Source organism: Parablautia muri, from assembly GCF_009917485.1.
Lineage (GTDB): Bacteria > Bacillota > Clostridia > Lachnospirales > Lachnospiraceae > Suilimivivens > Suilimivivens muri.
Map to the genome: position 1 here is coordinate 1 of NZ_QZDT01000037.1, position 25,612 is coordinate 25,612.

Below are 25,612 nucleotides of genomic sequence, written 5' to 3' on the forward strand. Positions count from 1 at the left end.
TTCTCTTTCTCTATGCTGATGTCATTATATCGGTTAATTCTGTGACAATCAATCAGATTTATTTGAAGCCAGAATAAATGGGCGGCAACACCATAGCCTATGGAACAAATACCACGTGCTCCAAAAGCCAACTGGCCACGCCGTCATGCTCATTATCGGCAATGATTCCGGTAGCCACTGCTTTTAATTCCTCCACCGCATTTTCCACTGCATAAGCCTCATCCGATATTTCAAACATTGGAATGTCATTTATGGCATCTCCAAAAGAAATTACCTTGGTACAGCCCCACATTTTTTTCAGCTTCGCTATAGCATTTGCCTTGGTTGCACGGGCCGGCATAATCTCGCACCAATATTCCGGCCTGTACAATTCCTGCTGAATGGTACAGCGATATCTGCCGCTGTTTGAAAAGAAATCATAAACCGGCTGCAACTCTTCCTTCTCCCCAATGCAGGTAAAGTAAAACATATCTCCCTGATATAGCTTTTCTCCCTCTGCCATGGGGTTAAGCCGCCTGTCCCCTTTTCTCATACTAAGATATCGCCTCATGCCGTCATTTTCCTTTTCGGTTATCCAGGATACCTTTTCAACACCATTTATATAAGCGTAAATCAAAGGGCTGATATTATATTTTTCAAGGACTCCTTTTACTTCGTTCATTTCCTCTGCGGTAAATCTCTCCTGCGAAAGTATTTCTCCCGTATCCGGCTGAAAAATAAAGGCGCCATTATATGCAATCACAGGAATCTTTGTAGACAACCCTTTGGTAACTACACTGGCAGATACCAACGACCTTGCCGTGGCATAGGTGAACATCATTCCTTTTTCTGTTAATGCATTGATGATTTTTATACTCCTGGGATTGATCCGGTCACTTCTGTTTAGCAGCGTTCCATCTAAATCTGTTACATACAACGTTTTTTCCATTTTTTCCTCCATTCCGAAACGCATCCTTATATTAAAAGGACAGAAGGCCAGAGGCCCTCTGTCACTTTCCATTTCCTTGCTCCAATTAATCCGTATATTTATATTTTCGCAAAACCCGTCCAAAGCCCAGGCATATTACGGTTCCAATGACTCCCAGAAGAAACATCATCATAGCGGCTCCGGAACCCTTTCCGTTTCCAAAGAGTATGGTAAGCAGCCCCTTTGCAAAGTCCGATGCCATAACAGGCTCGCAAATCTTATCCACCATAAAACCGCCCATAAACATCCCAAACGGAATTGTAAAAAACTGTAAAGTATTTCTGCAGGAATATACCCTCCCCTGCATCTTAACGGGAATCGTTGCCCGCAGGATAACGTCAAGGTTCGCACTCATAATGGGAACCGGCAGCCACCCGATTATCTGTCCTAAACACCATAGAGCAGGTGTCCTTCCGAATGCCAGCAGATAATTTTCCGTGCCAAGGGAAATCAACATGGTAAGATATATGACGCGGATACGATTCTGAGGCTTAGGCAGCAATGTTACAATAAAGCTTCCCGTCAGCATTGCAATCCCTGCACAGGATGTAACAAGCCCCAGCACTTTTTCTCCGCCATTTTCTTTTGGCAGTATAAGCGCCGGCAAAACAGCATCAAATGCGGAGGCCACAAAATTTACCCCTGCAAGAAAAAGAATCAGCGTTAAAATCAACTCATGTTCCTTCAAATATTTAAGGCCGCTTTTTACTGACTCTGACAAAGACCCTTTGCCCTCCACATCCTCATTGGAAATGTCAGGGAGCGTCACGCCAAACAATAATGCCATAAAGGCAATCACAAACGTGGTCAAATCCGCGCAAATCACGATTTCCATTCCGCCGAATGCAAACAAAGCCGTAGCCAAAACCGGATTCAAAATGGTAATAAGCGAGTTTGAAAAGGACCTCATACCGCTTGTTTTCTGGTAATACTTCTTTGGTGTAATCATGGTCATTGCCACATCACTGGCCGGCTGCTGCATGGTATTCATCAAGCCGTTTATGATATTTAAAACATAAATATGTACCGGCTTTAATAAATCCGTTTTCAACAAAACCAGAACCATAATCGTACAGCAGGCTGCAAACGTATCGCACACCAGCATAACCTTTTTCTTATTCCACTTATCGCTCAGCGCGCCTGCAAAAATACTCATCAGCACATAGGGGGCATAAGAGCATATGGATAAAAGCGCTGTCTGCAATGCGGAACCTGTTTTCTCATAAATCCACAGGGTTAGTGCAAAGCTTGTCATTGCACTTCCTAACTGGGACAGGCTTTGTGTACTCCACAAAATCATAAATGTCTTTAAATCTTTTATTAAGTTTTTCATATTCTACTTTGCTCCTTTGATTTTTTCGTCAACAGACAATTCTCCCTGTATATAAAAACCAAATGCAAAGCCTGAGGACTAAGTCATTTATATTTCTTGACTTTTGCCTCCATGCATCGTCCTCAAACCCTGCATGGAGCTCCTGCAACGCATAGTACCATGTCAAACCTCTCTTTCATTTCATAGCTATCCATATTGAAAAGTATTTGTATCCTAACATATTCCTCCGGATATTTCTAGCACTTCTCGCAATTATTAACCTTTTGCCGTTGCCTTAGTTCTTTGGGAACCTACAAACAGGATATATCTTTGCTATCTGTTTCCTCCCTTTTAACTGGCTCTATCATTCTATTCCTTTTATAACTTCCTTTGTTTTTATTCCATCATAAAAATACGCTAATTCCTCCTCCTCAAAGGGCAATGCCTCACAGGCTTCCAGTTTAATCAGCTGCCGGTTTTTCTTAAGTCTGTCCGTATTTCTTATAATGGATTCCCTTACGGAAGGCCACCTGATCTTTTCTGCACCAGCCAGAATATTTTCAAGACTGCCAAATTCATTCAACAGAGATGCTGCTGTTTTTGCTCCAACCTTTTCCGCCCCTTTTATGTTGTCCGCCCTATCTCCTACCAGCGACTTAAAATCCGCATACTGACCAGGGATGACCCCAAATCTTTCTTTCACATATGCCGGTGTACAAATCACTGTTTTTTCGCCCCGGTACCTGAGCACAGATACCTTGTCTGTGATAAGCTGAAAAAAATCGCTGTCAAAGGATGCAATAACCACTTCCGTCTTTCCGCCAAGGGACAGTGCATAGCCGGCAATCAAATCATCCGCCTCTGTGTCTATTGTTTCCGTATATTTCATTTTCAGATAATCCAAAGCTTTATACACATCCGGCAATTGCGAAAAGGGGTTTTCTTCCTCCGGCACCATGCCGTAGTCAATTCTATTACCTTTATATTCTGGATTCAGCTCTTTCCTTTTGTTTTCATGTTCCCCGTCAAATACGACTGTCACATGCGTGGGACTGACCATCCGAATTATTTTCAGCATTGCGCCCACAAAGCCAAACGTTCCCTGGATGGCTTTCCCTTGCCCGTTTACGATTCTTGCGGGCATTCCAAAAAACATTTGGAACAACAAATTACTGCCGTCAATGACTAAAAACCTGTCCACCCCTTTTCCTCCTCGTCCGCAAATTATGCTTTATGATATCATATTCAATATATCCTTTGGCACTGCAAAATACAACAAAAGGTTTGAGCGTTCTGCCAATTAATCTTACATCATGTTTTTTCATTCCCCCTATTCCATCCTGCTGCCCGAAAATCTCATGTCGGCAAAATCCACATTTCTGTCGCTTACCATACCGGAGAAAAGGCCAAACAGCTTTTGCAGCTATTCGAAATCACCGGGTTCGTTTTCTTATCCTCAAATGTAAACGACCATTTCTGCACATGAACAGCGCTACCTAGGGGCATAGGATGATAAAGATAAAGCATATTGGGGATTGGAGTTGATTTAGGGGTAAAGATTAGAGTGGTAGAAATTTAAGGCAGCAAAGGGAGCGGCCAATATATACTGCTGATCAGGCCAAGCAGAACCTATGCACGCCAGCTACGCTTCCAGTCACCTGCCAGTTACTTCTGGCAACTGGCAGAATCCCCATATCATCCCAACACATAGCTAGATTAATGGCAGGAGGCCTCTGACAGGCCCTGCTTAACTTATTGACATTGCCTCTAAGCAGTAACGCACTGGAAACTACCGGTCTTTTTCGTATCTGTTATTTATTGTCTACTTCATTTTCCTGATCAATCATGAGCTTTAAAATGGTTACGTCTGTAGACTTCATCCCCACTCTGCCCACATATCCCATGTTCCGTATCGTATCTTCCACATCCTCCTGCACCAGCCCTTCCCCAGGTTTAAAACAGTGGTCCGCATTTTCCAAGGTATAAGCCATAATCGCTGCGTCCACGGAAGAAGCTATTTTAGCCGCGCAGGAGGATTTAGCCCCATCGCAGACCACGCCGCCCATATTGGCGATAGTGTTGGTGATGGTACGGGACACCGCCTCATAATCCCCACCATACAGATAAGTGATGGCAGCGCCTGCTCCGCAGGCAGCGCTTACCGCACCACAGTAGGCGGACAGACTACCAATATACTTCTTTTGATGAATTGCCACCAGATTGCTGACCACCAGCGCTCGGTACATTTTTTCCTTTGAAGCTTTCAATTCCTTAGCAAATTCAATCACCGGCAATGAACAGGTCATACCCTGATTTCCACTACCGGAATTAATAACCACCGGCATAGCACATCCATTCATCCTGGCGTCCGACCCTGCTGCCGCCTTTGCCTTTGCCCGGACTTTGATATCATCCCCATAGGCAGCAAGCAGTGTTCTACCTACTTCCGCACCGTAATGATTTTTCAATCCCTCCTCCGAGATGGCTGTATTCATCTCTATCTGGCGCCCTATTACTTCCTCAATATCTTCCATCTTAACTTCCTGGGCAAAGGCCAGTATATCCTTCACATTTAAAAGTGCTCTTGCATCGTCCTTCTTTTCGCATGCATCTTCCTTTTGACAGGAAAATAAAATCTCTCCGTCCCTTTCCACCTGCTCAATCCTGGTATGCTTTTCGGAAAGTGTCACCTTCACAAGGTGACCGTCTCCCCGCATCTCCACACGGATATATAAGTTTTCAACTCCTTCCTCCAGATAGCAGGTACAAAAATGTTGTGCAAGAAGTTCCTTTGTTTTTTCCTGGTCCTCCTTCGTTGTTCCTTCAAGTACTTCCAGCTTTTTCTCCGGACAGCCGCCTACCGCCCCAAGTACAGCGGCTGCCTCTATCCCACGCATCCCTCCTGAATTAGGAACGGTCACACTCTTTACATTTTTGATAATATTCCCACTGCAATAAACATCCATATGCTCCGGCAGAGATCCAAAAACTTTTCTTGCTATCGCAGCCCCGTAGGCAAGGGCTATGGGCTCCGTACAGCCCAGCGCAGGAATCAGTTCCTCCTTTAATATATTCAAATAGCTCTGATAGACCCTTTCATCCATGCCCCTTTGTTCCTTTCTCCATATAAATCCCCCATGCTGCCAATTCCTGCAAATTTGGGCGTCAGCACAAATTGGAGCACATCACAATATTACGATTGCTAAACTTAAGGCAGCAATTTCCCTGCCGAAAGGTACATCTCATACCACTCATCCCTGGTCAGGCATACATCCGAAGCCTTGCAGATGTCCTGCACACGCTTAGCGCTGGTGCTTCCCACAATGGTCTGGATGTTGGCGGGATGACGCATGATCCATGCAACCGCAATGGCATTGGGCGTCACCTGATATTTTTTCGCCAGACGGTTCATCACCGCATTGAGCTCTGGGAATTTCTCATTTCCAATAAATACGCCTTCAAACATGCCATACTGGAATGGAGACCAAGCCTGAATCGTCATTTTTTTCAGCCGGCAATACTCAATCACACTGCCATCCCGATTGCATCCCGCATCATTATGAATATTCACGTTTAGGCCGCCGTCAATTGTAGGACAGTGCGCAACGGAAAACTGAATCTGATTTACACATAAAGGCTCCTCTAAGCAGCTGTTTAACAGTTCCATCTGCATAGGATTATGATTGCTGACGCCAAAGCAGCGTACTTTTCCTGCTTTTTTCAAAGCAGAGAAGGCTTCCGCCACTTCCTCCGGCTCCATCAGAGCATCCGGACGGTGCAGAAGAAGAATATCAATATACTCTGTGTTAAGACGCTGCAGGCTTCCATCCACGGATTTCAGAATATGTTCTTTAGAAAAATCATAGCAAATACCGGGGCGAATCGCGCACTTGGTCTGAATCACCATCTGGCTGCGCAGTTTTGGTGTCAGTACCTTTCCAAACTCAGCCTCCGCTTCTCCTCCTGCATAGATATCCGCATGGTCAAAGAAATTGATTCCTGCCTCCATGGAAACATCTATCAGCTCCCGGACGGTTTTGCTGTTCTCAAGTCCTGTAAGCCGCATACAGCCAAGGCCGATTGCGGAAGATGCCGGTACATTTTTGTTCATTTGTATCATCTTCATAGTTTACCCCATTTCTGCGCAGCTTTTTGTGTTTATCAGGTTTGCGAATGCTGCGCGGACACAAACCTGCAAATAGTTAACATCAGTTTATAAATTGCGGTCTTTCTCCAATCCAGCGGTCGATCTTACACAGCGCATTTACATAAATATGTATCGCCTCCAAAAGATTTTCTAAAACCTCTGTCTCATCGGCTCCATGGCAATTGCCATGGCCTTCCGGCAGCCTCAGGGCTGATAAGTCCCTGTCCATCCCTGTTCCAAAAGCCACCGCATTTGGAATATGACGGGCGTAGGTTCCGCCTCCCATCACATAGGGCTCGCCCTCTAATCCTGTCCGTTCCCGCCACGCGTCCATTAAAAGCTGTACAAAAGGATGCTCCTTTTCCATATAATAGGGCTTGCTGTCACTTAGATTTGCCACAATAAACCCGTATTTTAATGCCTCCTTTGTAAGCTTTGGCAGGAAGTCATCTACTGTCATGCTAACCGGATAACGAATATCAAGCACTAGCCGGATTTTACCTTCCTCCAAAGAAAGTACACCTGCATTACAGGTTAATTTCCCTGAAATTTCATCCTCACAGCCAATCCCAATCTTCTCCCCGTACCCGTTACTTCCCGCCTGATACAAAAAAGCCGCTGCTCTCTCCAGCTCTTTGGGCAGTGTATATTTTTTCATTTTTTCCGCCAAAGCACCAATGGCATTTACTGTGCCTTCGGGAGATGCCGCATGTCCGCCAATTCCCTCTGCGCTGATATCTATTTTTTCTCCTCCTATAAGGAGCTGTACCCTGGCAAAATCCGGCACACTGTTGCAGACCACGCCGCCTTCCAGCTGGGAAATGCAGTCTATTTTTTCCTGTCCTTCCAGTGTAATCCGGCAGATACCTTTCTCCCCACAACATACCGGAAAGCCACAGTCCGCCACAAATGAGTAGGCAGGCTCTTTGTTATGGCGCAGATAATAATCCACGTCCCCCATTCCACATTCTTCCTGGCATCCAAAAATCTGTCTCACACGAATATTCTTTAAGAGCTTTTTTTCCTCACAATATTTCAGTGTGTAATACACAGCAATGGCAGGTCCTTTGTTGTCCTGTACGCCTCTTCCAATCAGACATCCGTCTTTCACCTCCATTGAAAAAGGACTATACAGCCAATCCCCACCGGCAGGAACCACATCCAAATGACTCCAAATCCCAATCTCCTCTTTTCCCTCTCCAATCAACACACTGCCGCAATAACCCTCATGGTCAAACAAAGCTATCTTATCCCGCACCGCATAAGAAAGCATCTTGTCAAGGACCTGCCGGCACTTATCTCCAAATGGCGCCGGCGGCTGTACGCTGTCACTTTCCGCAATACTTTCAATGGCCACCAGGCCCCCGATATCTTCAATTATTTTTTCCTTCTGACTTTCCAGCCAGCATTTCAAAGTTTCCATTTCTTGCTGCCACCTGACCTTTCTTTGGTTCTGCCCTTTTTTATTGCTTTCATGCCATAATCAAGCTGCTTCTATTACTCGTCTTTTACCATCTCTTTCTCCCTTACATAGGTCCGGTACTTTTTAGGCGTCATCCCTGTTTCCTGCTTAAAGAAACGGATAAACTGCGAAGTGTCGTTGTAACCTGTCATAGAGGCAACCTCCGTAACTGAGAAATTCTCCCTCTCTAGCAGCTCCTTTGCATGCTCCATCCTAATCTGACGCAAAAAAACCGAAAAGCTGATTCCCTTCTTTTCTGCGAACAAGTGACTTAAATAGTCTTGATTCATAAACAAAACCTTCTCCGCCAGCTCCTTTAAAGAGATATCTTGATTATAATGCTCCATGGCGTACTCCGTCAAAGTATCCACTATTTCTTTTCTATTTCCGTTCCCGGTTTTCATCTTCATCCTACAAATGTTCTTGTTAATATTCAACAGGAAATGCTCCATCTCATCCAAAGAAGAAAATCGCAAAATCCCTGTGTGTGTCCGCTCAAAGGCTTCTCCTTCCTCTCGGTTTTCCCCAATTGCCTGGTAAAACAAAATCGTCACTTTAGAATACAGCATCTCCAGACATTCCGCCTTCACCATTCCCTGTTCCTTAATCTCCTCAAAGATTTCACAAATAATGGATTCCGTTCCCTTTTCATTTCCGTTTCGCAACGCCTCCAAAAGCGCAGTTTCCTTTGCCTTGGAAATATGATACACCGCCGGGGGCTCCTTTTTTATTTTTTCTGCAAAATAAATCCCCTCGCCATATATTTTATATTTCAGCGCTTCCCGTGCTTCCCTAAATGCATTTCTTATCTTTCCGGCCTCCGTATAGGCCTCGCTCACTCCCATACTTGCCGGATACCCTTTTTCATCAAGCAGCCTGCAAAGCTTTCTCCAAAAGAAGCTATTTCCCTGATTTGGCACCGTCACCAGCGCCCAGATATCAAAATCCATCTCTAAAAAACGAAACTGAGACCAGAAAGCACTTCCGTAAATCCCTTCTATCTTCGCCAGAAAATCCTGCCGTTCCGGCTTTTTGTCATGAAACCGCACCGCTGTAATCTGATACGCATGATATACCTTTCGGAACATACTTTCTTCCACAAAGCTGGAATAGCTTTCTTTTCTGATACTGTTGGCAATAAATTGTGTGACAATGTCCTGACCGGTAATCAGCGCCTCCTTTTTTTCATTCCGGTTCTTCTGCACAAACTTATCAAGACACTGTCCAAGAGCCTCATTCTCAACGGGTTTTAGCAGATAATCCACCGCCCCATAAGTCAGAGCCAACCGGGCATACTCAAAATCTGAGTAGGCACTGACAATCACTACCTGTGCCCGGGCATCTTCTTCCCGTATTCTCTCCAATAATTCCAGTCCATCCATTTTCGGCATACGGATATCCGTTATCACCAGCTCCGGCTGATGTTCTTTAAAAAGCGCTTCCCCTTCCTTTCCGTTAGAAGCCTGCCAAATCCGGAATTGTCCTTCCGTATCATATTCCCTGATCTGCTTCATCAGAGATTCTCTCGCATACAATTCATCTTCCACTACCAGTATCTTAAACATCCAATACCTCCTTTGGAACTGCGCAGACTATCCCAAACCGTTATGTTTATTCAACCCTTTACAGAGCCTGCTGTCAATCCCTTAATAATATATTTCTGCCCAAGGCAGTAAATAATAAGCATTGGAAGCATTGCCAGCAGGTAGGCTGAAAATGCCAGTGTGTAATTAAAGGAATACTCTGTCTTAAAATTATACTGAAACAGCGGAAGTGTCCAGATATTTTGTGTTCTGTTCAGTATCAATAAAGGCAGCATAAAGTCATTCCATATCCAAAGCGTATCCATAATCAGCAAGGTAGAAATCATAGGCTTCACCAGCGGCAGTACGATTCTTATATAAGTCTGGAACACACTGCACCCGTCAATCTGTGCCGACTCCTCAATCTCATAAGGCAGTCCCCTGATATAATTTACAAACAGAAATACTCCCTGGGTAAGACTGAATGCCGCGTACAGCACAATCAGTCCTTCATGATTTAACAGATTTAATTTCGTCATCATTTTTGTAACCGGCAGCATGATAACCTGAGACGGGATAAATAACCCCATCAGAAGATAGAAATATACCGTCTTATAGTATTTCTTCTCAAAGTTTCGTGCAATTGCATAGGAAACAGAGGGCACAAAGATTAAAATAAGTGCGACTGATATTACCGTTATCTTCAGGGAGTTACGCAGAAAAATCCAGTAATTGCTGTTTGTAAACAACTCAATAAAATTATCCGGCCTAAGGGTAGAAGGAAGTGCAAAAAAGTTTTTTCCGGCCTCCTCAAGGCTTTTAAAAGAATTGATTACCACAAGGTAAAGGGGAAACAATATCAGTATTAATCCACAGGCCAAAAGAAGATTGCGAAAAAATTTCCAGACAGTTACATCACTTTTCACTTTCATTCGTTGGCACCTCCCTTACTGGTCAGCTTCAACTGGGTCAGCGAGAAAATCGCCACCAGTACAAACAAAATACAAGCCTCTGCGTTGGCCACTGAAAACCGCAGGTTCTTAAATGCATCGTTATAAATTAAAATACCAATTACCTCAGTAGCGCGGACAGGTCCGCCTCCGGTAAGCGCGTAAGGATAATCAAAGGAGGTAAAGCCCTGCTTGATGGTCAGCACCAGATTCACCGTCACCGTAGGCAGCAGGTAAGGCATTGTAATATAGCGGAATCTCTGAAAAGCGGTAGCCCCATCGATCTTAGCTGACTCATATTGTTCATCCGGTATCTGCTGCAATCCTGCAATAAAGATAACCGTAGGCATGGCAACTGCCTGCCAGGTCTGCACAAACACCACTGCCGGAAGGGCCGTCTTTCCGGTCATCATAAGGCTTTGTGACAGCCACTTGATTCCTAACGCCTGGCCAATCAGGGGAACCATCCTATAGAAAAGCTGATCCCAAATAAGCGCAATGGTCACGCCGCCAATCATGGCCGGAACGAAAAAAACAGATTTCACAAAGGTCTTAAAGCGCTTGAGGGAATTAAGAGAAATTGCCAGAAGCAGTGACGTTAAAATTACCCCTACTACAAGCCTGATACTGTAATTCACCGTGGTTTTCATAGAATTCCAAAAGTTGGGATTTTTTAAAAGCTGTATATAATTTTTAAAACCAACGAAATCATATTCCTGTGCCATACCATCCCAGTTTGTAAAGCTGTACTTTACCCCATTGATGACAGATACAACATAAAAAAATGTGTAAAGCACAACAGGAATGATGGTAAATGCAAAATAAACATATTTGCCGGGTATACCTTTTGTCTTTTTTGTACGATTCATAGCACCATCCTTTCCGATGATTTGGAAGCTTCGGATTTTTATCATCCGGCCTTATGGAAGAATGAGCGGCGGAAGTTATGCTCCCGCCGCCACCTCAAATTCATTCGGTCAAATTTTTCGAAAGGGTATTATTCCGCAGATGTCACTGCAATAGATGCGTCCATATCCTTTAATACCTTCTCCACATCCTGCTCTGCCCAGAAGCCCTGTACTACATTGTAAAGGTCTGTAACCACATTATTGTTAATTGTTGAAGCCATCCAGTCATGTACACGGCCGTCATTTAAGATTTCAATCATAGGAGCAATTCCTTCGTCATCGTTTACTACACCTGTGATACAGGAAGGAGCGCCATCACTGTCACAGAATAACTGTGCGTTTTCAGGCTCTGCAAGATAAGCAAGGAATCTGTATGCAGCAGCTTTTTCTTCATCAGAAGCTTTTGCAGAAACACAGATTGCAGCATCGATACCTGCCAGCGTACGTGTGCTCTCTACCGTATCATTGGGCAGAGGGAACACACCCAGTTTTGCATCAGGATTCAGGGATGCAATTGTTCCTCTTGCGTAAGAGCCTGTGATGCACATTGCATACTGGCCATTTGCAAAGTTTTCCCAGCACTGTGTATCGGAAAGTGCAAGAGCATCCTCATTTGAATAGGACAATAAAGTTTTCATTTTTTCAAATTCTTCTGTAAACTCTGCATCGCCTTCAATCTGGCCTTCTCCTGCTGCCACCTTTGCAATATTTTCAATTCCATTCGGAGACCATGCCACTGTCTGGCACTGGAAAGTATGACCAACACGGCCAGGATCCTTGCCCATCAGGCCCATAGGTGTAATACCTGCTGCCTTTAAAGTCTCACATACCTGTACAAATTCATCCCATGTCGTAGGGATTTCCACACTATTTTCTTCAAAAATTGTCTGGTTATAGTAAACGCCCATATAGTTACGGCTGTAAGGAAGCGCATAGTAGCCGCCATCCTCCTGCTTTGTCATCTCAAGAGCCGCCTCATTGACATTCTTTAAAAATTCCTGATCTGACAAATCCTGCACATAACCGTTTGCAACCTTCTGTCTGAACTGAACCTGTGTGGGATAATCAGAAAAGATTACAGGGATATCGCCGGAAGAAATTCTGGATGTAAGTACAGTACCGGCATCCGGAACTGTGTTCATCTCAATCTGAACATCTGTATTTTCCGCGTTAAACTTATCAATAATTGCCTGATAGCCCTTCTGAGGACCTTCCTCACTCTTTTGCTGGAAAAACTCAAGCGTCATCACATCACCGGAAGCCTGCGCGCCACCATCTGAGCTTTGTGCTTCCTCTCCTGATGCGTCCTCACTTTCCTCCTGCACCGGCGCTTCCTGCTGAGAATCTGAGCCGGAAGTTTCTGACGCTCCATTACCGCCGCTTGAAGATCCGCAGCCTGATAGAGCCGTCATTGTTAATGCCACACACAATGCCATTGCTAATTTCTTTTTCATATATTCCCTCTTTTCTGCGCTGCTTTTTGCTTATAACAGAGTTTGTGGATGCAGCGCAGACACAAACTCCTTAGATTGAAAGATTTATCTTCCAATCTTTCCTCCTATTTTTGATAGTTGTGCGCTGCCTCTACGGCAGCTTTTATATAATCAAGTCTGATATTCTGCCCTTGTATGGTGCAGTCAGCCCCAATCATAATCCCTTTTGTTCCAAAGCCATCCAGAATGGTTTTTACTTCTTCCTCAATCGCTTCTACCGGGCCATTTAACACATTTCCCTTATTATTCATTCCGCCCAGAATTGCTTTTCCGAATGTTTCTCTGCCCTTCTCAAGCCCGTATCCATTGTCCTTCACAGACCAGTTTACCAGGTCCGCCGGATAATCCTTAAACCAGTCCACATGTGTGCAAAAATCGTACTCCGGTTCACCGCATATATGTAAAATATTATATTTACCCGGCGTTTTATCCGCCACATCCAAAATCTGTAAATCAGAAGGCCTTACCAGCTTTGCCCATTCCTCCTGCTCAAATCTTCCGATTTCGCCAAATTGTGCGGAATAGTAAATCCCATCGGCTCCTGCCTCCAGATAGCCCTTCGCCCATTTTTCCAAACCATCTGCCAGAATCTTCACCCCGGCTGTCACTGCCTCCGGAGCCTCCTTGCTGTACTTCATCAAAGTTTCATCTCCAAAAGCCATACAAGCCGCCTTAAACGGCCCAAACATTGTCTGAAAAATCAGAACATCTCCTCCCGCTTCCTTGCGGATTCCCTTTATCACTGACACCATCTTGTCAAATTCTTCTGAATCTGTTCCTTTGATGCTAATCTTATACCAATCCTCCGCACAGGTAATCTCTCCACTAATCGGATACGCATAATCCTGCATCACCTTGATAATATCCATACCTGTCTCACGATATAATTTGATATGAGCGTCAATCATTTCCTGTACGGAATAATCCGGTTTGTAATGAAACCAAAAACCTGCCGGAACACAGTCTGCCGCCTCGCCTTTCATCACCGCTAATACACGTTCTGCCCTGTTCATTTCTATCACCCTCCTTCTATGATTTATCCATAGTCAATGTCCTAAGCAGCAGCCCTGCAGACAGGGTACCTTTTACCTTGCTCAGACATTGCACGGATTTAATTCTTTGTATTATTATAATTAAATATGTATTTAAAAAATAGAAATTTACTTTGACAATAAATAGGTCTTTTCTTAGATTTTTCTGTTTTTCTTTTCTCCCTATTCCCTCTATGCTATAATCGCAAAATAAGAAACTCTCTGTCTGTCCCGCCTTGCATGCAGGCCTCTTTGGCGCTGGCAGAAGTATAGCATTTCTTTTCTTATTTTGTATAATACGGGAAAAGTTTTACTGGTTATAGGATATGCCTGCAAAAGATCAATAAAAATAGTAATTGCCCGCAAAAATGGAGGATTTTTATGAAAAAGAGACACTATCTGTCCTACCGCACACAAATTTTCATCGCTTCTTTATCCCTTGTCATCTGTCCATCCGTTCTACTTGGGCTTTTTGCTGTCAACGATTCTACCAGCAGAGTTATTTCAGAATACAGCTCCTCCTTAGCCACCATCACCTCTCAGGCAAATCTGACCCTTGACACACTTTTGCAGGATGCCGCCAAGGTCACAAACATGCCTATCCTAAGTGAGGATATCCGGCGGATTATGAACACCAATTATCAGAATGACTACCTGTCCTATGCCCAGGATTCCACTATCTTTCGGGATTATTTTAATCAGACCAATCAATTAAACTCCACTCTGGAATCCTGTATTTTTAAAAACCGCTACGATTATACCTTTGAGTACAACACTTTAACCGCGCTTCATGCCAAAACTATGAATGATAATATTGAAAAATGGGCGCCCATCGCCAGGCAGTCGCCAAATTATACCTATTTTGCACCACTTCAAAATATTTCCGGCCGGGGTATGGATAAAACCGTTCTTCCTATGATTAAAATTCTCAGGGATAAAAATGACTATAAAGAGATTGGTGTCTGCTACTGTGAAATCAATTTTAAACCCATTGAAAATATTCTCATCTCCGCCCAAAGTACCGAAAATATTCTGCTGATTTACAGCGCGGACAATGAGCTTGCCTTTTCCTCCAACTCCGCCCTGATGCAGGAGCCGGAAAAATATGACGACCTGCTTACCGCCCTCGCCGCTTTCAATGCGTCTCTGACGGGAAAGGGCAATATTATTGAGGATGAGCTTGAGGTCGGACATTCCACCTACCGTGTCAATGGCTGCGTCAACCAAACCACAAACTGGCATCTGGTCCAGTTTGTAGATAATCACATGACCTACCAGATTTACCGTGACAATATTTTAAGCTATGTCCGTATCTTTCTGCTGTGTCTGGTTCTGGGCATGTGTCTTGCCATTTTACTTTCCACCAATCTGACACGCTCTATTTTCAGGCTGTGCGGACAGATAGATTCCTTAAATCCGGAAGATGGCGGACGGATTGACGAGCAGGCCTGCGGCTCCAATCAGGAGCTTCGCAAGTTGGTAGCCAGCTTTAACCACTTAAGCTTTCGTCTCACCACCAGCATACAGCAGAATTATCAGCTCCAGATAAACGAACAGAAAATGAGGATTCAAATGCTACAATTTCAAATCAATCATCATTTCCTCTATAACACCTTAAACATTATTAAGTCCCTGGCTAACATCCACAATGTACCGGAAATTGAGACCATTTCCCTTTGCATGTCGGATTTGCTCCGCTACAATCTGGAAAAGTTTCCGGTGGCATTGTTAAAGGAAGAATTGCAGCAGGTCAACCGTTACATGACCATCCAAAATATCCGTTTCCCCGGAAAGTTCACCTTTGACTGCAACATTCCCTCCTCCCTGCTTAAAATGCCCATTCCTGTTTTTCTTCTTCAGCCTCTGGTGGAAAACAGCATTGAGCACGGCTTTGCCTGCCATGAGGATAACTGCTATATCAGCATCACCAGTCAGTTAGAGGGCAGCAGGCTCCATCTCCTAATTGCGGATAACGGGGACGGCATAGAGGCTGACCGTCTTTTGGAACTAAACCGTGAATGCGCTGATGATTCCTTCCACCAGAATAAGGAGAGCGGCCGCCGCTCTATTGGCATCCGCAATGTATGCCAGCGAATCCGAAGTTATTTCGGCCCCTCCTACGGCCTTACCATTGAAAGTATGCCTGGGGAAGGCACGATTATAGATATCCTCCTGCCTGCGCCGGCTCCACTTGTTAAGGCAGATGACAATGCTGTCTTTTCTGAGCCTTCCTAAGTCCCCCCGCCGCCTGGCTCATTGCTCGCAACAATAAAATATCCCCATCGGACAGGATTTCCTGATATCCGACAGGGATATTTTTATCTTTTCTTTCTTTATTCCTTCTTTCTATTTCTCAATCACAAAGCTTTCATATGCACGCAATTTCATTTTGTCCTTAATCGGTTCCGCTACATAATTGCTGATTAAATAATGGCCTCCCCTAAATTCTTCCGGGATTTCAATTTCCGTTTCTTTTTCATAGAAATTGCACACCACCAGCAGTTTTTCATCTCCCAGGGTTCTTGTATAAGCATAGATTTCTTTTGAATCTGGAAGAAGCAGGTCATAGCTTCCATATACAACAATATCTTTTTCTTTCCTGAGCTGAATCAGCTTCTGGTAATAGCAGAAAATAGAATCCGGATCTGCAAGCTGCGCCTTTGCATTAATTTCCGTATAGTTAGGGTTCACCATAATCCATGGGGTTCCTGTGGTAAATCCTGCGTTTTCACTGCCATCCCACTGGAATGGGGTTCTCGCATTGTCGCGGCTCTTGCATCTTAAGTATCTCATCATTTCTTCGGATGTAAATACCTTCTGTTCATCTACAAGCTCATAATAAGCATTGATGCTGTCTAAATCCCTAAAATCATCCACGCTCATAAAAGGCGCATTGGTCATTCCCAATTCCTGACCCTGATATACATAAGGCGTACCCTGCATCATATGAAGGCAGGTAGCCAGCATTTTTGCCGATACGGCATGATACTCTTTGCTGTCATTTCCAAACCTGGATACGGAACGGGGCTGGTCATGATTCTCCCAGAACAGACTGTTCCATGCAATCTCCTCTAAACCCTTCTGCCATTTGGTGAGGATTTCCTTTAAGTCTCTCAAATCCATTTTCTTATCGGTCCACTTGTTGGTTCCATCCGAATCCACATGCATATGCTCAAACTGGAATACCATATTCAGCTCTTTTTCATCGCTTCTTGCGTACTTCTTAGCTTCCTCTAACGTAACGCCGGAGCATTCGCCTACGGTGATTGTGTCCGCATTGTTCAGCACCTTTTCTCTCATCTCCTGAAGGTATTCGTGAACATGAGGGCCGTTGGCAGGCTCATTAAAGCTTGCATAGCCATTGATACCCGCTGGTCCGTCCGGCAAATCAGGCTTCTTGGAAATTAAGCTGATTACGTCCATACGAAAGCCATCTACCCCTTTGTCCAGCCACCAGTTCATCATATCAAAGACTTCCTTTCGCACCTTGGGATTGTCCCAGTTTAAGTCCGGCTGCTTTTTAGAAAACAGGTGCAGATAATACATATCTGTCTTTTCATCATATTTCCATGCAGAACCGGAAAAGCAGGAGCCCCAGTTGTTCGGCTCTTTCCCATCCTTAGCCGGCCTCCAGATATAGTAATCTCTGTAAGGGTTGTCTACGGATTTCTGGCTTTCAATAAACCATGGATGCTCATCCGATGTATGATTTACTACCAGGTCCATAACCAGCTTGATACCATGCTTGTGGGCCGCCGCCAACATCCGGTCAAAATCCTCCATGGTGCCGAATTCGTCCATAATGTCCTGATAGTCGCTTATGTCGTAGCCATTGTCGTCATTGGGCGATTTGTAAACAGGAGACAGCCATAAAACATTGATGCCCAGTTTTTCTAAATAGTCCATCTTTTCCGTGATACCATTTAAATCTCCAATGCCATCCCCGTTACTGTCCTTAAAGCTCCTTGGATAAATCTGATAAACTATACTTTCCTTCCACCATCTTTTATCCATCGTTTCTCCCTCCTTATTCTGTATCCATGACAGATACTTCTATATATTTTCATCATATCTTATTTGAGAAAAAAAGTAAATCTGACTTTCAAGCATATCACGTAAATCAATTTTCAAATCTGCTGTGTGCTGACAAAGCAACTTTGAAAATTGATTTAAGCGCAAGCATGCACATGGTTTTGAAAACCGCAAAAAACAGTTACCGCAACTTTACATTGGAATATTTATGCATAAAAGGATTGCATTTACCACCCAATCGTAGTATTCTATATATCACGAAACAGTACCATATTCCTAAAGTCAATCGAAGCTTTGGCTTACCGGCACAAATAATATATAAGGAAGTTTTCATATGAGCGAAGAATTTCATATTATCAGTGATGGCTCCTGCGACCTGCCCCCAAAACTGGCACAGGAAAAAAATATTACCATAGTTCCCTTTTACGTGTCTTTTGATGACGAACATTATTTGAAAGAAAATGTAGAAATTGATATCCGAGACTTTTACCAGCAAATGGTGGACAAAAAAGGAGTATATCCCAAGTCCTCTATGCCCTCTATCCGTGATTATGAGGAGGCATTTCTCCCCTACGTTAAGGCCAGCATTCCCATCATCTGCATTTGCATTACAACGAAATTCAGCGGTTCTATGCAGTCCGCCTTAAATGCCCGCTCCCTCTTACAGGAAAAGTACCCTCATGCGGAAATTACCGTCATTGACGCCACCGTCAACACAGTTTTGCAAGGGCAGTATGTGTTAGAGGCGGTAAATTTGCGTGACCATGGTGTCAGCTACCAGAATACGGTTGCACGGCTTGAGGACATCAAAAGCACCGGAAGGATTTTCTTCACGGTAGGAAATATGGAATATTTAAAGCACGGCGGAAGGATTGGCAAGGTAGCCGCTCTTGCCGGAAGCGTTTTAGATCTCCGTCCTGTTATTACATTAAAACAAGGAGAAATCTTTCCTTCCGGTCTGGACAGAGGCCGCAAGCGCTCCACAAAGAAAGCCCAGGACCTTCTTTTAGAATATTTGAAGGAAAGCAGCCTTGGCATCCACTGCTATAGCATTGCGGTTGGTTATGGATATGATATAGAAGAAGGCATTGCCTTCCGCAATCAATCCTTAGCTCTGCTTAAGGAGAAAGGATATGATATAAATGAACTGCCCGTTTATCAAATCGGGGCCACCATTGGCGTTCACACCGGGCCTTATCCGCTGGGCTTTGGAATCATTGAAAAGGGGATTCATGTGTAAAACAAAGGCTCTGAATTTCCCTTTCAAATTCCTCAAAATCTCTAAATCTTTTTATCTTTTCGCCACTGTCCGTGATTGTCCGGACAAAGTCTCTCTCCGCCTTTCTCGCTGCCTTGGCCAGTTCCCCCAAATCCTGATAATGATACGCGCTCAAAATGTCATAGCATTCGATTCCCTGCTCCTTTGCTATCTCTTTAAACTCGTTTTGCAGGCAGACAGCGGACAAAAAAGCTAATATAAAATTCCCCGTTTCCGTGCAAACATAAATTTTATTAAAGGTGGAACTAATTTCTTCATACACCCTTGCCAAAAAGTAAAAATCCGTATTAGGGCTTATTGCATCTGCAACTGCCTTCTCCTGTTGCTTTTCCTCGTCTTCAACAAAATCTGCCGCCACCAAATCGGCAAATAATTTTATGAGATTCCTGCAATGTATTTTGAGTTCTTCCGCCTTTTCCGATTTTATTACATTTTCATATTCTTCTATAAAATGAACAGGGATATTTTCAAATTTATGCAAATCTTCATATTGCCTTTTCAAGCCAAAATGAAAATAGTCCTGATTGTAGATGGCAACCGCATCCGCCAATGTCATCATGATGTCCCCTGCAAAAAGACGTACTTCCATAAGCTTATTACAATTCTTAAGCTGCGAATACAATTTGCATGCACGTTCAAACTTCTCTTTTGCAATTCTTCTTGTATAATCAGGATTGTTTAAGTTATCTTGTAATTTTCTTTGCAGATGTTTAAATTTCTCCAATTCATCCGCAGAATGATAATATAATACTTTCACATCCCCCACACATGGTATGATGATTTCTTTCAGGTCCGCAATTCCCTCCACCCGTTCCCAGCTCATTGGGAAAATATCATATCCCACACCCTGAATTATAAAATCTGCCGAAAACTCATATCCCCTCTCTGTCCTTGGGATGAAATAGCAGTCTACATCTGATTTTGCGTTAGCCGTGCCATTCACATAAGAACCGTATAGCAGAATTAATGCTATATCCTCTGCGTAATCATGTTCCACCCGGTCCGCAATCCAATTTATAATTTTATCATTTATTGTCATTTTACCAGAACCTTTCTTAATACCAGTCATGCTTCTCGCCGCGATCAAGAGCGTCTATACGCTCCATTTCCTCCTTTGTCAGTTCAAAATCAAACAGCTCCGTGTTTTCCCGAATATGATCAGGATTGCTGGAACCTGGAATAACCACCACACCCTTTTGCAGATTCCACCTGAGAATCACCTGCGCCGATGACTTTCCATGTGCCACCGCGATTTCCGAAATCACCTCATTTCCAAGCAGTTCTGCCGTATACCCTCTGCCCCCAAGGGGATACCAGCCTTGTACCACAATTCCAAGACTGTGAATGTATGGGATTACATCGTTTTCCTGATAATACGGGTGGATTTCATTCTGGACCAAAGCAGGCATAATGTTTATCCGTGGCAAAAATTCCTTCAATTCTTCCACATACCAGTTGGATAAGCCCAGTGAGCGGATTTTGCCGTCTGCAACCGCTTTTTCCATTGCAAGATATGCCTCCACATCTCCGGCTCCGGGGTGGTGAAGCAACATCATATCAATGTAATCTATATCTAATTTGGCAAGGGCCTCCTCAATCGCTGCTTCTGGGTGGTCAAACTGATTCGGGTACAGCTTTGTGATGACAAAGATTTCCTCCCTGGGTATGCCAGAGCTTCTGACAGCCTCCCCAACACTTTCTTCATTATGGTACATATAGGCGGTATCAATCAGACGGACGCCGCTGTTTAATGCCGCTGTAACCGATGCTATACAGGTATCCCCGGTCAGGCTGTAGGTGCCAATCCCGTATATGGGCATTTCATACCCACTGTTTAGTAAAACTCTCTTTGTTTCAAAGTTAAAAGAAATATCTGCCGTCACTGTATTGTCACCTTCCTGTGTCTGCTGTTCTTCCCCGCCGGCCAGATTATGTTCCATCTGTTCCGCAGCCTTATCCATAGAGATTTTCGTTCCTGCCTGTTTCCCGCAGGCTGATACCGTAACCATAAGCAGACCGGCCAGCATAAGATTATACAGCCCTTTCATGGCGTTCCTCCTCCTGAATGACCTTTAATACTTTTGCCGGAACACCTCCCACTATCGTCATGGCAGGAACATTCCCCCTCACTACGGCTCCCGCTGCAACCACCGCCCAATCGCCAATCGTCACTCCCGGCAATATGGTTGCGTTTGAACCAATCCATACATGAGCGCCTATCTTTATCGGCGCGTAATGATTTTTCCGGTTTTCCTTTGGGCTCAGATCATGGTTGATGGTTGCCAGCACAACATTATGCCCAATCAGAGCGCCGTCCCCAATTTCAATTCCGCCCTGATCCTGAAAATGGCATCCTGAATTGATAAAAACATCTTTCCCGATTGTAATATTCTTCCCAAAATCCGTATAGAAAGGAGGAAACATCCGAAAAGAACCATCTACCTTTTTCCCGATCAGCCTGCCCATAAGCTCCCGAAGTTCCTCCAGTGTATGATACTTCGTATTAAGCTCCATTCCAATGCGGACAGCTTCCTGAAAAAGCTCATTTGCATAGGCATCACGTTCGGCATTTTCTTCTACTCCTTCCCGAAATCCGTCTATTACTTCCTTGACTGTCATAGCCTTCATCTCCTTGCTTGCTTTTTTCCTTCCTGACTCTATTGTAATTTATTGGATGTAAAATATCAAATACATATATACAATACCATTTCATACTATAAAAGTATGTTGTTTTTCACACGTTGGCCAATAGACAATATGTATTGCCGTCTCCGGGAAACATCCTGTGGGGCATCACTCTGCCCATTCCCCATCGAATCTTGCCAAAGGCAGGCCGTCATGGTAGGATGAATGAAAAAACCTGGAGGCCGGTCATTATGTGGAAATGTCCAAAGTGCGGAAAAGAGTTTAAGAACATGAACCAAAATCATTATTGTGGTGAAAAGCCTAAAACAGTTGAAGAATATATCATGCGTCAGGATGAGGAAAAGCAGGCTGACCTGTTTCTAATAAGGCAAACCCTGCAGCAGGCACTGCCGGAGGCGGAGGAACGTATTTCATGGAGTATGCCAACGTACTGGAAAAAACACAACATCCTCCATTTTGCCGTTTCCAAAAAACATATCGGTTTCTATCCTGGCCCTGAAGCGGTGAAAGCTTTTAAAGAAGAACTGAAAAACTATAGTGTGGATAAAGGGACAATACGTATCCCATATGGAGAAGTTGATGCTGAATTAATAAAAAGAATCGCCCGTTGGTGTCTGGATACCGGAAACCATGCATAAATTGCTGGCATCTCCTTATGTTTCTTTATCCATTATAATTTCATTTTTTAATGACTTCAATTGCACTTCATACCTGCACACGGAAAGCAACTTTGAAAATTGATTTCCGTGATACTGTTCATCTTGGCAGTTGACCGGCTCGGCTGGGTTTGCTATAAGCTGCACTATGAATTAACAGAGTGCCTAAAGATAACCCATGTACTTATAAAATAGCAAAGCAACAAGATTACCAAAATCCCCACTGTTGCCCCAATCTGCAGCATCAAGGCGGCAAGCCCTATATACGCAGAGATTTCGGCTGATACAGTCTGGATAAAATAACCAACCACAACAGCAGCTACAATAATTGCTACGATAATTGGAAGTCCAAACCAGACACTCAACTGTTTCAAGATAAGTTGACTGATATGATTTTCCTCTACACCTAATTTTCGGAGTACACAGAAGCGGTATTTATATTGTCCTGCGTCTAAAAGCTGCTGTAAAGAAAGTACTGTAAGGCAAATTACCATCAGCACAACAGCACCATAAATCATTCCTGTTTGCAAGATAAAGTTATTTGCGATTGCACTATTTGTCTGCAGCGTACTGAAACGCACACCATACGCAACGCCGCTTTCTGTTTGCTCTGGATATTCTATTGTAAAAAGTCTTTCCAGTTCACACGCATTTTCGTAAGAAATTTTTTCTGTTGTTGTAATATAACGGTTCCGCATGACCGGAAGTAACTTTTTACAGATATTATCCGGAAATACATAAAGGACATCTGTATAGGAGTTATAAAGCGTTTCTCCCATTGCTTCCTCGTAATAAGGCTGCTCGGAAATTTTCAATGTACCTCCGTCTGTCAAAACATCTATATGTTTTGACAGAAAATTTTTTCTTTCTTCTTCCGCTGCTATTATCTTCCACTGTGTTGCAAATTCATTTTTTCCTAAAGAAATCTGCTCATATCCCAACATTTTACGTATGGCATTATAATCGCTTAAAGAAATTGCCACAATTGGAAAATCATATTTCGTTCGATGGCTAAAATCTTCTTTCTTTGGCAGATACAAATTGAATGTGCAGTCATACGCGGTTTCAATATCATGTTCATCCAGAAAATCGGTAACGATTTCATAATTATCCTGTAGCAGCTCCTTTTCGTCATGTACATCGTTATATTGTGAAAAAATCTGTACATCGTACATAGAGCGTATGTCCAGATAGCCAAAAGCCCATCCCGTCAAAATGGGCGCAGCAATGAACAGGAAAATAGCAAGTACAAAAGTTACCGAAATTAGTGTCATGGTTTTACTGGTTGTTTCTAATTTTGATATAATCTGCCCCAAAAAGAACAGATTTTCCTCTTTATATCTGTGTTCCGGTGACTTTTCTTTCCACATGACAATAAAGCAGCTGGCAAGATAAATCAATACACAAATGAAAAAAAGTAAGTCAATCAATGCAAACAACAAATATTGCCTCAGCATTCCGCTTCCTAACGGAAGATAATATTGATTGGTAAGCGCTGGTACACTTACTGCCGCAAAAGTATTTAATACAGAACAGGCTAATAAACCGCAAAGCAGTTTTTGAAAGTTCCATTTTTTCTTCTTAAACAGCCATAAGAAAGACCACCCCAAAGTAGCAGCAGGAAAAAGAATATTTCCAAAATACATGAACTGCACAGGAATTGGGAAACGGGAATCATAAAAGAACAGAGCTTTTATGACTCCTGTAATAAATGCCCATACAGTAAATAGTTCAAGGATTATTACCATAACAAAAATCCAACGGCTCTTTTTGAGTTCCGGATCGTTCTCTTTTTCTGCGGAAAGCATGTCAATAATTTTTGTTTTCTGAATGGTGCGGGTATTGAAAATTCCTACCACTAAAAAACTGAAAACAAAAAATACCACCGTCCATAAAACTGTATCTGGAAATAAAGTCCATGATATTTCATAGGGTTTTCCATAAGCAGTAAGGAGCATTGCCGTTATAAATTGGGAACAGAATACGCCGAAAAAAATACCAGCCAAAATCGAAACCAGTCCCATAATCAGCATTTCTGCAAAGAAAATTCTACCAATCGTTTTTTGTTCCATTCCCATGATAGATTGAATGGCAAACTCTTTTTGTTTCTGCCGGAGCATATAATGATTGACAAACCGTATCAAGAATAACAGCAGCAATGTTATCATGCAGATTGCCGCTTTCATTCCATCGCTTAACAGAGTAAAATCATATTCACTGCCTATATCCGGATTATAGAAGCTGCTGGAAATAGATAAGAACGCATAAAACAGGGTAACACAGATTGTCATTGTGACAATGTAAACCAAATAATCTTTTGCGGACCGCTTTGCATTTCTGAAAACAAGTTTAGCATACATGGCTTTGTCCCCCTCCAATGATAGTAAGGACATTCAGAATTTTATCAAAAAAGGCGTTTCTGCTGTCATTACCTTTACACAGTTCCATAAAAATTTCTCCGTCTTTCAAAAAGAGAATACGGCTTGCATAGCTGGCGGTAAAAGCGTCATGCGTTACCATAAGAATGGTTGCCCCGAGCTGCTTATTGATACTTTGGATTGTGGACAACAGCATTTGTGAGGAATGGCTGTCTAATGCCCCAGTCGGTTCATCTGCTAATAAGAGTTGGGGATTGTTGATAATCGCTCTTGCACAGGCGCAACGCTGCTTTTGGCCTCCTGATACCTGATAGGGATATTTGTTTAGAATATCACTGATATTCAGCTTCCCAGCTATCTCCAAAATACGGGATTCTACTCTCCCGACAGGTGTGTGATTGATTGCCAATGCCAGCGCAATGTTTTCTGAAATTGTCAATGTATCTAATAAATTGAAATCTTGAAATACAAACCCCAAATTTTCCCTGCGAAAACGGGCAAGGGATTTGGGATTGATTTCTGTCACATCTATTCCCTCTAAAAAAATATGCCCCGCACTTACTGTATCAATGGTGGAAATACAGTTGAGCAGCGTTGTTTTTCCAGAGCCGGACGCACCCATAATGCCGAGAAATTCCCCGGCTTCAACGGAAAAGCTAATATCTTTAATGGCTTTGGTAATATTTCCGGCATTGCCATAGTATTTCTGGATATGCTCCAGTTTCAAAATTGTGTTCATTTGATAAGCCTCCTTACTGTTTCACACCTTTATTGTAAAGAGTTCACTTCCCTTTTTGTATTAAGTTTTCTTACGAAGTTCTTACAAAC

Annotated in this window: 20 protein-coding genes; 3 read left to right on the plus strand and 17 right to left on the minus strand. The window is 43.2% G+C overall.

Annotated elements, in window-relative coordinates; translation table 11 throughout:
- Positions 1–97: 97 nt before the first annotated feature.
- The 11 genes from D5281_RS17610 to D5281_RS17660 form a co-directional block, all read right to left on the minus strand.
- Complete coding sequence (locus D5281_RS17610) at positions 98–928, minus strand: HAD family hydrolase (protein WP_160561411.1); 831 nt, start codon at positions 926–928, stop codon at positions 98–100.
- Between the two features lie 85 nt (positions 929–1,013).
- The gene (locus tag D5281_RS17615; protein WP_160561412.1) at positions 1,014–2,300 is read right to left on the minus strand and encodes an MFS transporter; all 1,287 of its coding nucleotides are present in this window, start codon (positions 2,298–2,300) and stop codon (positions 1,014–1,016) included.
- Between the two features lie 343 nt (positions 2,301–2,643).
- The gene (locus tag D5281_RS17620) at positions 2,644–3,480 is read right to left on the minus strand and encodes a 5'-3' exonuclease (RefSeq protein ID WP_330585129.1); all 837 of its coding nucleotides are present in this window, start codon (positions 3,478–3,480) and stop codon (positions 2,644–2,646) included.
- Between the two features lie 610 nt (positions 3,481–4,090).
- Positions 4,091–5,383: an L-cysteine desulfidase family protein gene (locus tag D5281_RS17625; RefSeq protein WP_160561413.1), complete on the minus strand. Its 1,293-nt coding sequence runs from the start codon at positions 5,381–5,383 to the stop codon at positions 4,091–4,093.
- A gap of 104 nt (positions 5,384–5,487) precedes the next feature.
- Positions 5,488–6,405, minus strand: coding sequence for an aldo/keto reductase (locus tag D5281_RS17630; RefSeq protein WP_160561414.1), 918 nt, complete (start codon positions 6,403–6,405; stop codon positions 5,488–5,490).
- A gap of 82 nt (positions 6,406–6,487) precedes the next feature.
- On the minus strand, positions 6,488–7,849 hold the full coding sequence (locus D5281_RS17635) for a M20/M25/M40 family metallo-hydrolase (protein ID WP_160561415.1): 1,362 nt from the start codon (positions 7,847–7,849) through the stop codon (positions 6,488–6,490).
- Positions 7,850–7,923: 74 nt separating this feature from the next.
- Positions 7,924–9,453, minus strand: a complete 1,530-nt coding sequence (locus D5281_RS17640; RefSeq protein WP_160561416.1) for a response regulator — start codon at positions 9,451–9,453, stop codon at positions 7,924–7,926.
- Between the two features lie 50 nt (positions 9,454–9,503).
- Positions 9,504–10,343, minus strand: coding sequence for a carbohydrate ABC transporter permease (locus D5281_RS17645; RefSeq protein WP_160561417.1), 840 nt, complete (start codon positions 10,341–10,343; stop codon positions 9,504–9,506).
- A complete protein-coding gene (locus D5281_RS17650) occupies positions 10,340–11,230 on the minus strand; it encodes a carbohydrate ABC transporter permease (RefSeq protein ID WP_160561418.1) in 891 nt (296 codons plus the stop codon). Before D5281_RS17650 ends, D5281_RS17645 begins: the two co-directional genes overlap by 4 nt.
- A gap of 128 nt (positions 11,231–11,358) precedes the next feature.
- Positions 11,359–12,723: an ABC transporter substrate-binding protein gene (locus D5281_RS17655; RefSeq protein WP_160561419.1), complete on the minus strand. Its 1,365-nt coding sequence runs from the start codon at positions 12,721–12,723 to the stop codon at positions 11,359–11,361.
- Positions 12,724–12,827: 104 nt separating this feature from the next.
- Positions 12,828–13,775, minus strand: coding sequence for a uroporphyrinogen decarboxylase family protein (locus D5281_RS17660; protein ID WP_160561420.1), 948 nt, complete (start codon positions 13,773–13,775; stop codon positions 12,828–12,830).
- 399 nt (positions 13,776–14,174) lie between these two features.
- Between D5281_RS17660 and D5281_RS17665 the strand changes: the two genes are divergently transcribed.
- Positions 14,175–16,028, plus strand: a complete 1,854-nt coding sequence (locus D5281_RS17665) for a sensor histidine kinase (protein ID WP_160561421.1) — start codon at positions 14,175–14,177, stop codon at positions 16,026–16,028.
- Positions 16,029–16,139: 111 nt separating this feature from the next.
- On the opposite strand, the gene D5281_RS17670 is transcribed toward D5281_RS17665, so the two are convergent.
- Complete coding sequence (locus D5281_RS17670; RefSeq protein WP_160561422.1) at positions 16,140–17,807, minus strand: glycoside hydrolase family 13 protein; 1,668 nt, start codon at positions 17,805–17,807, stop codon at positions 16,140–16,142.
- A gap of 352 nt (positions 17,808–18,159) precedes the next feature.
- On the opposite strand from D5281_RS17670, the gene D5281_RS17675 reads away from it, so the two are divergent.
- Complete coding sequence (locus D5281_RS17675) at positions 18,160–19,065, plus strand: DegV family protein (protein ID WP_160561423.1); 906 nt, start codon at positions 18,160–18,162, stop codon at positions 19,063–19,065.
- Here the strand turns inward: D5281_RS17675 and D5281_RS17680 are convergent.
- The 3 genes from D5281_RS17680 to D5281_RS17690 are packed head-to-tail and all read right to left on the minus strand — an operon-like array spanning position 19,040 to position 21,723.
- A complete protein-coding gene (locus D5281_RS17680) occupies positions 19,040–20,173 on the minus strand; it encodes a nucleotidyltransferase domain-containing protein (RefSeq protein ID WP_160561424.1) in 1,134 nt (377 codons plus the stop codon). The two genes, D5281_RS17675 and D5281_RS17680, sit on opposite strands and share 26 nt — an antisense overlap.
- Positions 20,160–21,152, minus strand: a complete 993-nt coding sequence (locus D5281_RS17685) for an aldo/keto reductase (protein WP_160561425.1) — start codon at positions 21,150–21,152, stop codon at positions 20,160–20,162. The genes D5281_RS17680 and D5281_RS17685 overlap by 14 nt, the downstream gene beginning before the upstream one ends.
- Positions 21,136–21,723 carry a DapH/DapD/GlmU-related protein gene (locus tag D5281_RS17690; protein WP_277935442.1) on the minus strand — a complete coding sequence of 196 codons (588 nt, stop codon included), beginning with the start codon at positions 21,721–21,723 and terminating at the stop codon, positions 21,136–21,138. Before D5281_RS17690 ends, D5281_RS17685 begins: the two co-directional genes overlap by 17 nt.
- Positions 21,724–21,980: 257 nt before the next feature.
- Here D5281_RS17690 and D5281_RS17695 point away from each other — a divergent pair, with 257 nt between their 5' ends.
- The gene (locus tag D5281_RS17695; RefSeq protein ID WP_160561427.1) at positions 21,981–22,388 is read left to right on the plus strand and encodes an iron chaperone; all 408 of its coding nucleotides are present in this window, start codon (positions 21,981–21,983) and stop codon (positions 22,386–22,388) included.
- Positions 22,389–22,552: 164 nt separating this feature from the next.
- On the opposite strand, the gene D5281_RS17700 is transcribed toward D5281_RS17695, so the two are convergent.
- Positions 22,553–24,766, minus strand: a complete 2,214-nt coding sequence (locus D5281_RS17700; protein ID WP_160561428.1) for an FtsX-like permease family protein — start codon at positions 24,764–24,766, stop codon at positions 22,553–22,555.
- A complete protein-coding gene (locus tag D5281_RS17705) occupies positions 24,756–25,523 on the minus strand; it encodes an ABC transporter ATP-binding protein (protein ID WP_160561429.1) in 768 nt (255 codons plus the stop codon). Before D5281_RS17705 ends, D5281_RS17700 begins: the two co-directional genes overlap by 11 nt.
- Positions 25,524–25,612 lie beyond the last annotated feature (89 nt).